This window comes from Myxococcus sp. AS-1-15 (genome assembly GCF_020037055.1).
Classification (GTDB): Bacteria; Myxococcota; Myxococcia; order Myxococcales; family Myxococcaceae; genus Myxococcus; species Myxococcus fulvus.
In genome coordinates, this window is record NZ_JAIQDF010000004.1 from 520,291 (window position 1) to 532,230 (window position 11,940).

At 68.9% G+C, this 11,940-nt stretch carries 7 protein-coding genes; 5 read left to right on the forward strand and 2 right to left on the reverse strand.

Annotated features, from left to right (window positions below):
• Positions 1–3: 3 nt before the first annotated feature.
• From K8625_RS15315 to K8625_RS15325, 3 genes are all read left to right on the forward strand, one after another.
• On the forward strand, positions 4–786 hold the full coding sequence (locus K8625_RS15315; protein WP_141330679.1) for an outer membrane lipoprotein-sorting protein: 783 nt from the start codon (positions 4–6) through the stop codon (positions 784–786).
• Complete coding sequence (locus K8625_RS15320) at positions 783–2,426, forward strand: hypothetical protein (protein ID WP_223783107.1); 1,644 nt, start codon at positions 783–785, stop codon at positions 2,424–2,426. The genes K8625_RS15315 and K8625_RS15320 overlap by 4 nt, the downstream gene beginning before the upstream one ends.
• A 165-nt stretch (positions 2,427–2,591) precedes the next feature.
• Positions 2,592–4,010 (forward strand): hypothetical protein, encoded by a 1,419-nt coding sequence (locus K8625_RS15325; RefSeq protein WP_223746581.1) that lies wholly within the window; start codon positions 2,592–2,594, stop codon positions 4,008–4,010.
• Positions 4,011–4,081: 71 nt separating this feature from the next.
• Here K8625_RS15325 and K8625_RS15330 read toward each other — a convergent pair whose 3' ends face one another.
• Positions 4,082–5,533, reverse strand: a complete 1,452-nt coding sequence (locus tag K8625_RS15330) for an LVIVD repeat-containing protein (RefSeq protein WP_223746580.1) — start codon at positions 5,531–5,533, stop codon at positions 4,082–4,084.
• Between the two features lie 188 nt (positions 5,534–5,721).
• Here K8625_RS15330 and K8625_RS15335 point away from each other — a divergent pair, with 188 nt between their 5' ends.
• The gene (locus K8625_RS15335) at positions 5,722–9,273 is read left to right on the forward strand and encodes a tolB protein precursor protein (RefSeq protein WP_223746579.1); all 3,552 of its coding nucleotides are present in this window, start codon (positions 5,722–5,724) and stop codon (positions 9,271–9,273) included.
• 49 nt (positions 9,274–9,322) lie between these two features.
• Here K8625_RS15335 and K8625_RS15340 read toward each other — a convergent pair whose 3' ends face one another.
• Positions 9,323–9,790 (reverse strand): DUF2892 domain-containing protein, encoded by a 468-nt coding sequence (locus tag K8625_RS15340; RefSeq protein WP_223746578.1) that lies wholly within the window; start codon positions 9,788–9,790, stop codon positions 9,323–9,325.
• A 382-nt stretch (positions 9,791–10,172) separates the two neighbouring features.
• Between K8625_RS15340 and K8625_RS15345 the strand changes: the two genes are divergently transcribed.
• Positions 10,173–11,924: a CotH kinase family protein gene (locus tag K8625_RS15345; protein ID WP_223783108.1), complete on the forward strand. Its 1,752-nt coding sequence runs from the start codon at positions 10,173–10,175 to the stop codon at positions 11,922–11,924.
• Positions 11,925–11,940: the final 16 nt, after the last annotated feature.

An 11,940-nucleotide genomic window follows, 5' to 3' on the forward strand; every position in this document is an offset into this window, starting at 1 on the left:
TCCATGAGCCTCAAGAGCCTGCTGTCCGCCGCGGTCGTCACCGCGGCCCTGCTGTCCGCGCCCGTGGCCCTGGCCCTGGAGCCGGCCGTCATGACGCAGATGCTGGCGACCATCGATGATCGCCAGCGCAATGGTGGCGACTACAAGGCGCTCATCTATCTGGAGCAGAAGGAGAAGGACAAGACGGACAACGTGCGCGAGGCGTTCGTGTACCGACGCGACGCGGACGACAAGCTGATGATCCTCTTCAGCAAGCCCAAGACGGAGGCCGGCAAGGGCTACCTCCGCATGGACAAGAACCTCTGGAGCTACGACCCCAACGTGGGCAAGTGGGAGCGTCGCACGGAGCGCGAACGCATCGCCGGCACCGACAGCCGCCGCGCCGACTTCGACGAGTCCCGCCTGGCCGAGGAGTTCGACCCGACGTACGAGGGCGAGGCCAAGCTGGGCAAGTACACCGCGCACAAGCTGTCGCTCAAGGTGAAGCCCAACGTCGACGTGGCCTACCCCGTCGTGAAGCTGTGGGTGGACAAGGACTCCACCAACATCCTCAAGCGCGAGGAGTACGCGCTGTCCGGCCGGCTGATGCGCACCGCGCTCTACCCGCGCTGGAAGAAGATCTTCAGCGAGTCCAAGGGCGCCGACGTCTGGTTCCCCGAGGAGATCCGCATCTACGACGAGGTGGAGAAGGCCAACTCCACCATCATCCTCATCAAGTCGGTGGACCTGCGCTCGCTGGAGGCCAACCTCTTCACCAAGGCCTGGCTCGAGAGCAAGAGCCGATGAGCCCCCGCGCCCTCACCCTGGCCACGGCGCTGTCCGTGGCCCTCATTGCTCCCGCCGCGCTGGGCCAGTCGGCGCAGCGGGACGACGATGCCTTGTTCGGCGGAGGGGACGACCCGCCCGCGCGAGCGGACCCGTCCTCGACGCCTCCCTCGGAGGCTCCGTCATCGGAGCGTCCGAGCGAGGATGCCCTGTTCGGCGGGGACTCGGAGCCCTCGGCGGACGCGGATGCCAGCAACACGGGCGACGCGACGGAGCGACAGCGGCCGCTGACGGAGGCGCCGCCGGAGCCTGGAGACCGGGACTCACGCTCGCTTTCGGGGCCGGCGACGCGCAGCGCGTTCGACTCCGAGGAGGCGGTGGATGATCCGCTGAAGATTGGCGGACAGTTCTACCTGCGCGGCTTCGCGGCCGCGACGCAGGGCACGTCCTTCGGCGACACGGCGTTCTCCGCGCCCACGCTGGTGGACGGGTACTTCGACGCGCGGCCCATGGACCGCCTGCGGGGCTTCGTGGTGGGCCGGTTGAGCTACGACCCCACCGTGTCCACGCAGTCGGGGACCGCGGGCGCCCTGGCGAATCCTCGCGTCCTCCTGGACCAGGCCTGGCTGCGCTTCGACATCGAGCGGACGGTGTTCCTCACCGTCGGCAAGCAGCACGTGAAGTGGGGCACGGGGCAGATCTGGAACCCCACCGACTTCCTGTCCCCGCAGCGGCGCAACCCGCTGGCCTTCGTCGACCTGCGCACCGGTGTGTCGATGCTGAAGGTCCATGTCCCCTGGGAGGCTCGGGGCTGGAACTTCTATGCGCTCGCGGTGATGGATGACCTGGGCACCGATACGGGCGTGCTCACGGACAACACCGGCGGCGTGCCTCGCGCGGGGGTGTCCGAGCCCGTCAACAGCCTGAGCCGCATCGGTGGCGCGCTGCGCGCCGAGGTGGTGCTGGGGCCCGCGGAGGTGGGCTTGAGCACGGTGGCCCAGCGGGAGCGCAAGCCCCGCTTCGGACTGGATGTGTCCTCCGCGCTGGGGCCCATCGATGTGTATGGCGAGGTGGCGCTGAAGAAGAGCACGGAGCAGCCGCTGTACCGCGTTCCTCCGGGGACCACGGCGGAGGATGTGCTCGCCAATCCCGACATCGTCGAGGCCTACTTCCCCTCGGGTCTCACGCCCCAGGTGACGACTGGCGCGAACTACAGCTTCGCGTACGGTGAGAACGACATCGCCGTGTTGGGCGTGGAGTACTTCTACAACTCGACGGGCTACACGAGCTCGTTCGGCTATCCGTTCCTGCTCTTCAAGCAGGCCTTCCAGCCGCTGTACACGGGGCGCCACTACGGCTCCGCGTACCTCTTCCTGGACCGCCCCGGCTCGCTCGAGCGGACGTCGTTCAACCTGTTCACGTTGAGCAACCTCTCGGACAAGTCGTACATCAGCCGGCTCAACGTCACCCACCGCGCGCTGAGCTATCTGACGGTGGAGGCGTACGGCGCGGTCCACTACGGCCACAAGGGTGGCGAGTTCCGCTTCGGCGGGTTCACGCTTCCTGGTGCGCCGGCGGGCGAAGGCGAGCCGCCCAATCCGCCGATCACCATCAACTACCCCACCTTCGAGCTGGGCGCGGGCCTGCGCATCAGCATCTGAGGCGGTGGTCAGCGGAGGGATTCGAGGGGCCGTGTTCCCGAGTGGGGACACGGCCCTTCGACTTCTCCCAGCGGGCGGCGGGGTGGTCGCACGTCGGGCATGCGAGCGAGGGGAAAGCGGGCCGCCGAGGTGCCGGAGAATTCGAGCAGTGAACACTCTGGCGACATGAACCTGTGGATCGCCCTCGCCGCGGGGTTGAGCGTCGCTCAGGGACAGAGCCAGACGCCCTACCCCTCTCCCATGGACCCGAACGTCCGCGACCCGGCCGCGGAGGCCCTGCGCGACGCGAACGAGCAGGCCGCCGAGGAGGCGGATGGCGCGTGGCTCCCCCCGAACTACGTCATCCAGCAGCCCACCGCGGACGGGACGACGCCGTACAGCGGCTATGTGGTGACGCCCGCCCTCCCCGATGGGACGGCTCCGGCGACGCCGAGCGAGATCGCCGTCGACGAGACCTATCAGACCTATATGCCCATCCCCGCGCAGGTGCAGGAGGGCACGGGCGGGAGCGGTGCGGAGCAGACGGAGAGCGCCGCTTCGACCGTGTCCGATACGGACCTGGGCGTTGGCGGTTCGGGTGATGTGGGCGATGAAGGGGGCGATGCTCGGGTGAATCAACCCGGAGGCTCGAATACGTCCGCGCTCTCACAGCCCGCCCCCGCTCCGCTGGGCGGACAGGATGTGACTGGCGCCTCGGGGAACTACGGCGCCGAGGCTCCGCAAGGCTCGGATGTGAGTGGACAGGTCGACGGTACGGGTGGCTCGGGTACGACGCCTCAGACCTCTGTTCCGAACGACTCGAGTGGCGTCGGGACTGGCACGACGACTCAGCCCTCGACGCAATCGGGCACGGGCGGCTCAGGCGCGCAGCCCGAGCCTCAAGACTCGCTGGGCGGCTTCGGTCCCACCGAGGCCGAGCAAGGCGGTGGCCAGGGCACCACGGGCACGTCGCCCGTCTCTCCGAACGGCACCGGTGGCTCGGGCTCGAACACCGTGCCTCAATCCACCGACACGCAGGGCACCTCCGTGCCGCAGAACAACAACGCCCCCTCCGGACAACAGCAGACCTCCGCGACCTCGAATCCCCCCGCTTCGAACGACACGGAGGTCGCGCAGCTGCGCGCCCGACTCGACGAGCTCGAGGAAGAGCTCCGGGCTCGCGACGACCAGATTGAACAGAACGCCGTCGCCACCCAGCAGCAGGTCGACACGTTCGGCGAGCGCGCCGTCGAGACCGAGCAATCACGCCAGCAGCGGCTCTCCGCGCTCCAGAGCGCCGGCGAATGGATGATGGCCGCCGACGCCGCCATCCAGCAGGGCGCGGATGACGTCGACGATGCCCTGGACATCGCCGACAGCGCCTTCGTGGAGATTCGCCAGAGCGCGGCTGCGTTCGGTCAGGGCAACGTCATCGTCCATGCGGACCGTGCCCGAGCGCTGCTCAACCTCGCTCGTGACGCGGCGGGACGCAGCGACGGATACGCCGCGCGGCTCGCGCTCCAGGAGGCCGGCATCGAGCTCAACCTCGCACGCGGCGCCAGCCTCGGCAGGAGCGGAACGGGCAACTCGCTGCTGTCGCCCTAGACTCCGACACAGCACCACGACCGCGTGAGGCGCCTCCAGCATGAGGCGCCTCACCGGAAGTCACACCAGACTCAGGGCGCCGGCGTCTCGCGGAAGATGAGCAGACCCCGCGACGACTCCGTCGTGTAGATGTACCCGTCACCCGGGACCGCGATGGCGTTGAGCCCCTCGAAGAACGACAGGCCACGGCCCGCGTCCGTCTCGCGGTAGGTGTTGAAGTACGCCACCTGCCGAGGAACGCCGGGGTTGCTCACGTCCACCACCCGCAGACCGTCCTGGTAGTGCGCGACGTAGAGCTTCGTCCCCGACAGCGCCATCGCGCGCACGGAGACCTCCGGGCGGACCCGGAACTCCCCCACCTGGAGCGTGCTCGCCGGATTGGACACGTCCAGCACGCTGACGAACGCCCCCCAGTCCTCGCCACCCGAGAACACCAACGGACGCTCATTCACCGAGCCCACCGCCAACGAACGGGACGAGATGCCTCCGAACCGGCCCAGCAGCTTCGGCGCCGAGGGCGTCGTGATGTCCGACACCGTGACGCCGAACGTCCAGTTGCTCACGTAGAGCCGGTTCCCCACCGATACCACGTCGAAAGGCACCTCCCCGCTCAAAGGCTCGGCGCCCTCGATGAAGTAGCGCTTCAGCAGCTTCGGCTGCAGCGGCGTCGTCACGTCGAAGACCAACACCTCGCCGTTGGGCGCCGGCGACGCGGCGAACAGCAGGTTGCCGTTCAGCGCCAGGGAGCCCACCTCCACCGACGGGTCCGTCAACGAGCGCAGCACCACCGGCTTCTCCGGGTCCGCCACGTCGTAGATGACCAGGCCGCTCTTCTGGCTGGCCACGTACGCCAGCGTGCCGTGCACCACCAGGTCGTTGTAGACATCACTCGACGGCTTGGGGCCCGACAGCTTCCGGGTCTCCGACGGGACGCTCACGTCGTAGATGGCGAAGCCATCCTTGCCGAGCGTGACGTAGGCGCGGCCGCCCACCACCGTCAGCTCCTTGGGGACCAGTTCCTCTCCCAGGTGGATCTCGCGCACCAGCTCCACCCCGGAGCCCTCGACCTCGTCCGCCTTGCGCTGCAGGCGCGCCGCCTCGAACGTGCCCTGCAGGTCCAGCTCTCCGTCCACGCAACGACGGAAGGTGCCCTTCATGCGGCTGGGCGAGCTCGCCTCGCAGCCGGCGAAGGCGTAGCGCACCGTGCGCTCGAACGGGTCGACCACGTCCGCGGCCAGGTAGTACGAGTCCTCCGTGTGCTGCTGCTCCGTCACGGTGAAGCCCAGCACCTTCGCGCCGTCCGCACCCGACAGACGCAGCGCGCCCGCCGAACCCGAGCCATCGTTCAGTTCGACATTGACGTTCCACACGCCCGCGGGTTGCAGGGCCGCGAGGCTTGAACGCTGACAGGACGACAGGTTGATGGCGGCAAGGTGACACTCCGCCTTGTTCTTGGAGTCCCCGTCCTTGCCGCAACCCAGGGCAAGGACCAGCGTGCTGCTCAGTACGAAGAGGCGTCTCATGACCCGTATGCATACCGGGCCATGCCACACAACGAAAGCCCCTCCCTCACTCTCCCCAAGGGATGCGGGACGCCCACCGTCGGGCAAGTAAACGGAAAGAAATAAACGAGGCCCTTGTATAGGCTCACTCCTGAGAGCGAGCCTCCCAGGAAGCCCTGTCTCGCCAGTACCCCACCCATGAGGTGTTCGTGAACCCCCGTCTCCTCGCTGCCGCCGCGCTGGCCCTGCTCCTGCCGGAGCTGGCGCTGGCCCAGGTCTTCGTCGTGCCTCGCCGCCCGGGCAAGACGCCGGTGAACAGCTACGAGTTCGAGTGGCGGCACGTCGACATCCTCGTCGGCCCCCAGGCCACGGGCGAAGAGGCCAGGCCTCCGGACAGGACGGCGCATGACCAGCCCCCCGGCGTCCAGGGTGGCGCCAACCCGGACGCCCCCACCGCCAACGCGGAGGCCGGAGACACGAAATCCCCGCCCTCCGGCGCGGCCGCGCCCACCGAGCCGTCCACCACGCTGTCGCCCAGCCCCGCACCCGAGCTCGTCCAGACCGAGGATGCCGGCCCCCCGCCCCCTCCGGGCTCCGTCGCCTCCAACGAGGACGGCGGCACGCCCCTGAGCACCGCCGCGCTCGGCGCCCCCGACGGAGGCATCGCGCTGGGCGACCCCGACGGAGGCACCGCGCTGGGCGCGCCCGCGTTGGGAGGCCCCGCGCTGGGCGGCTCACCGGATGGCGGCTTCAACTACACCTACGCCAGGTCGCTGGGGGCGAAGGCCGGCGGGGTGCGCTTCTACTTCTACGAGCGTGAGCGCATCGTCGCCGAGCGCGCCGCGCCGCTCATCGAGGAGGCCTACCGCTACCTGGTGGACACGTTCCAGTACGTCCCCACGGAGACCTTCCCGTACATCCTCTACAGCAGCTACCAGGAGTTCCTGCAGACCAACCTCTTCCCGCTGTCCGAGGGTACCCTGGGTGTCACCAGCACCGAGGGTGACCTGAAGCTCACCCTGCCGTACCTGGGTGACCACCGGCTCTTCGAGGAGGTCAGCACGCACGAGCTCGCGCACCAGTTCACCATCCAGAAGGTGCGCACCGTGACGGAGCAGGCGAAGGTGTTCGGCGAGCCGCTCCAGGCCATCCCCCTGTGGTTCATCGAAGGCCTCGCGGAGTTCTACGCCAAGCGGGGCATGGACCCCGAGGCGGAGATGCTGGTCCGGGACCTGCTCGTGAACCCGGACCTCTACAAGGGCTACGCGTTCCTCGACTTCTTCTCCCCCGGGCCCTACGGCTACCTGTGGATCTACAAGGTCGGCCAGGTGCGCGTGGCCTTCCTGGAGGAGGAGTACGGCAAGGGCTTCATCCAGCGCGTGCTGGAGGAGTCGCCCCGGCTGGTGGGCGGCGCCAAGGACACGCCGTCGCTGAAGTTCGAGGAGCTGCTGGAGCGGCTGACGGGCGATGACCCGAAGCGGCTGTCGGCGCGGTTCGAGAACTGGCTGAAGCGGCGCGCGTACAAGACGTACCTGGGCTCGGAGCAGTCCGCGCCCGCGTTGGACCTGCTCGACAAGGCGCCCGGCTACATCACCGCGTTCACCAGCTCCCCGGACGGCTCGGTGCTGGCCATGCGCACCATCGTCCCGGAGACGGGCGAGAGCCGGCTGTACATGATGGACCCGCGCGCGCCGGACAAGAACGTGCGGGTGGCCAGCGACGGCATGCCGGGCGTGGAGTCCCTGCACCCCATCTCAGGCCGCAACTTCGCGCTGTCGAAGGACAAGCTGGCGTTCGTCGCGGAGATCACCGGGCGCGACGTCATCTACGTGCAGGACTACAAGCACACCGTGGAGAAGCGCTCCCAGGACGTGCTGGTGCGCCGCAACCCCATCCGCACCGGCATCGACCGGGAGGTGGGCACGTCGGTGAACCTGGAGCTGGGGGACCGCAAGACGTACCGCATCGACAAGCACGGGCTGCTCGCCGCGTACTCGCCGGCCATCTCCCCGGACGGCCGCTGGGTGGCCTTCATCGGCATCCAGGACGAGGGCCTGCGCGACGTGTACGTCATCGACCTGAACGCCAGCCCCGACGCCAAGCCGCTGCGGCTCACCGACGACGTGTTCTCCGAGCGCCAGGTGACGTGGGGCCCCTCGGGCATCGTCTTCACGTCGGATGCGACGTCTCACCGCAAGTTCAACCTCTTCCGCGTGAAGGTGGACGCGCCCCGCCAGGTGGAGCGGCTGACGAGCGAGGACCGCGACCACGCGGACCCGGTGGCGCTGGCGGACGGGCGCGTGTTCTTCACCGCCTTCAACAACAGCAGCTCCGACCTGCACGAGCTGATGGCGGACGGCCGCATCGTGCGGCGCACGGACCTGACCACGGGCGTGTTCGAGCCAGGCCCCGGCCCCGAGGGCAGCCTGTGGATGCTCTTCCACGTCTCCGGTGAGCGCAAGCCCGCGGTGCTCCGGCCGCCGCGCATGCTCGCGCTCGACGTGCCGCCCGAGCCGCCGCCCGAGCCGCCCAACCCGCTCGCGGTGCGCCCGCTCACGGACGCCACGCCCTACCGGCCCTTCGCCCGACAGAACCTGGAGTTCGGCCCCATCTTCGGCTTCGCGGGCGCGGGCGGCGGCGGCTTCGTCGGTCAGCTCTTCGCCGCGGCGAGCGACCGCATGCGCGACCACCAGTTCATCCTGACGCTGGCGGTGTACGGCAGCTTCGACCTCACCGACGGCTACATGCTCTACATCAACGACGAGCGCCGCACGACGTGGGGCGGCGGCCTCTTCCAGTCGCTGCGCTTCCGCGTGGACCAGACGTTCGACGACCTGCCCGTCTTCTTCACGTCGGCGGAGCGCTACTTCGGCGCGCTCGGCAGCCTGCGCTACCCGCTGAGCACCTTCCTGTTCATCCAGGGTGACCTGAGCGTGGGTGGCACCAAGTACTTCCTCGACGACGACACGGAGTTCCGCCTCTTCTTCCCGGACCGCAACGAGGCCAACCGGGAGCTCTTGTCGCTGTGGAACCAGAAGAACGGCTCCATCCGCTTCCAGACGGAGCTGAGCGGGCAGATCGGCTACGACAGCCTGAAGTACCACTACGCCACGGGCCCGCTGTCGGGCAGCTCCGCGCTGCTCGAGACGACGGTGGGTGTGCAGCCGTTCAACTCCGAGGCCTACGGCAACGTGCGCGTCGACGCCGAGCGCTACTTCCCCATCTACGGCCGCACGCACCTGTTCCTGCGCGGCGGCGCGGGCACCACGCTGGGCGGACGCTACGCGCGCTCCTACTTCCTGTCCTCGTTCGACACCCTGCGCGGCGTGAACTTCGGCGACGAGCGGTGGCTCTTGGGCCGCAACTTCGTCTACTCCACGCTGGAGCTGCAGCTGCCGCTCAACGACATCATCCGGGTGGCCTTCCTCAACGACCTGGAGGCGGTGGCTGGCGTCGACGTGGGCGGCGTGGGCAACAGCTCACGGGACCTGTGGGACCACCGCGTGCTGAACGCCGCCATCGGCTTCAACGTGTCGCTGGGGCCGCTGCTGATGCGCCTGCACTTCGCCCGGCCGCTCGACATCAACGCGGCCGCGGGCAAGCCGGACTCGGGCTGGGTGACGAACTTCTCGCTGGGCATCGCCGGCCTCAACGGCTTCTTCGACACGGCCGACACGGGCGCCAAGAACGGCGCGCCGCAGCCGTCCTCGCCCGCGCTGATGCCGGCGCTGGGTGGCGGCTACACCTCGCCCCGGCACTGAGAATCGTCCGGGCCCCCGCTCGCGCTGTCGTGAGCGGGGGCAGGACAGCTCAGGACTGCGCGGCCACCAGCGCCGCGTTGGCGCGGGCCATGGGGCCACCGTCATTGGGGATGCGCTCGAAGTCACCGCGCAGCGCCTTGATGGCGAACTTCTCCAGATCGATCTCCCGGCGCGTGCGGATACCCAGCGCGCGCAAGGGAGCGGACAGGGGGCCGAAGCCCAGGACGCCATGCTGGAGGAGCACGCCGGCGGCCACCGCGCTGAGCCACCGCCAGCCGCCGCCGTCCCGCCTGCCCAGCAGGAGGCCCAGCGCGCCGGCCACGGCGGTGCCCACCATGACGGCGCGGTTGAGGTCCCACTCGCGCTCCAGCGTCTGGAGGTAGCGGCTCATCTCCGGGCGGTCGGCGTGGGTCGCCATGTGCCGCACGCACGCCTCCACGTGCTCGTCGATACGACGGTTCACCATCAGCGGCGTGTGGCTGCGGGCGGAATCAGACGACTGGTTCCAGGTCTCCATCGCGTCTCCCTGTCGCGGCGATCCCCTCTTCTCGATGAAGCTAGGGGCGCAACGGCGCGTCGGGAACAGCGACGGGTGGGAAGAGAAGTGGCTTCCCTGACTGCCTGCCTGCCCCGCCAGAGGGCCCGCTTCCGGGGGGGCCGCTCCAGCTCCGACCCAGGAGGCGACGCGCGGCGCGACGGGTCCTCTGCCCTCCAGGGTGGGGCGATTGACCGGACCAGGATGGGAAATCCCTTTCATCGACTTCCCACCCCATGGCCCCAAGGCGCAGTGGATTCGTCCACTACCGGGCAGCGCACCTTGGCCTCCATGAGGCACGCGCCTTGCTCAACCCCGGTCGATGACTCGCTCACGACTCTTGCTCTGTCTTCCATTGATGTGGATGTGGGCTTGTGGTTCCGAGGCCCCGTCTCCGCCGACGCAGGCGCCACCCGTCATCGAGGACCCGACGCCGTCGAATCCGACGCCCGTGGACCCGACGCCGAATCCGACGCCCGAGGACCCGGGGCCGGTGGACCCGCCGCCGCCTCCTCCTCCACCACCACCGCCACCTCCGACGCCCGAGGCCCAGCGGCCCTACGTCATGCCGAAGCTGCAGACGAGCGTGCCCGAGTACGAGCTCATCATCCCTCCGGAGGCGATGAAGAAGTTCGCCGAGGACGTGTGGACGCCCGAGCAGGACGCCGTCTTCAAGGCCAAGGGGATGACGTACCCGGTGAAGGTGCGGCTGCGCGGCGCGTCCGCGCGGTTCTTCGACAAGAAGAGCTGGAACGTGAGCTTCGCGGACGGCACCCGCTTCGAGGGTCGCACGTCGCTCAACCTGGTGGCCGAGTTCGCCGACGCGTCCCTGCTGGCGGAGAAGATGGCCTTCGACCTGCTGGAGGCGATGCGCGTGCCCGCGTCCAAGGCGACGTACGTGCTCCTGACGGTCAACGGCAAGAACGAGGGCGTGTTCCTGGAAATCGAGCAGGTGAACAAGGCCTTCCTCAAGGCCCACGCCTTCGCGGATGACGACGCGACCATCTACCGATGCGGGTGGAAGGACTGCGAGATGAAGACGTGGAAGGTGCCCTACCAGGGCAACTGGACGAAGAAGACGAACGAGCGGCAGCCCGACGACGCGCTCGTCGCGATGATGGACGTCATCAACCACTCGCCGGAGCCCGAGTTCGCCGAGAGGCTGGGCAAGCATCTCCAGCTGGAGCACTACCTGCGCTCCATGGTGATGGACGCGCTGATGTCCAACAACTTCGTCGAGGACTCGGAGAGCTACTTCATCTACGACCGGGCCGTGGCGAAGTGGTCCTATGTGCCGTGGGACCTCAACAACGTGGACGCGCGCTGGTGGTACCTGAACCCGGTGCCCGACATGGCCACGAGCACCAACAGCATGCGCCACCCGCTGTTCAACTTCACGCTGTCCGACGCGTGGACGGAGAAGATGTACCTGCAGCGCAAGAATGAGTCGCAGTCCTACCCGGGCTACCTGCCCGTGTTCTCCAACCTGGCCACGCGCGTGCTGATGAACCCGGAGCTGCGCGGGCGGCTGGACGAGCGGCTGGAGAAGGCGCTGGACGAGCTGTTCAAGCCCGAGGTGCTCAACCCGTACATCGACGCGGTGCACGCGCTCATCGACTCGCACATGCGGACGGCCCCGTACATCGACTACGCGCGCTTCCACGCCAGCCGCGACTACATGAAGCGCTACGTCCGGGAGCGCCGGGCCTTCGTGGAGAAGGACTGGGCGCGGCTCAAGGCGCAGCGCTCGACGCTGGTGTTCGACGCGTTCGACCCGGTGGAGGGCTGGGTGGACGTGGCCAACCACGGCACCACGGCCGTGTCGCTCCAGGGCATGGTGCTGACCACCAACCTGCGGGTGAGCCTGGCGCAGAGCGACCATGCGCCCACGCAGGTGCGCGCGCCCATGGGCGCGGTGCTCCCGGCGCTCACCGTGGCCCCGGGCGCGAAGGTGCGGCTGAAGGCGTCCGAGCTGGGCATCCAGCTGCCCCCCAAGGGCGAGCTGGGCCTGTTCGACGGCAAGTCCGTGGTGGGCGTGAAGGACTTCCTCTTCTACGGCGCGCTGCCCTCGGGCCAGCAGTACCAGCGCGGCGAGGCGGGCTGGGAGGCCCGCTGAGAGCAGCGCCCTCGCG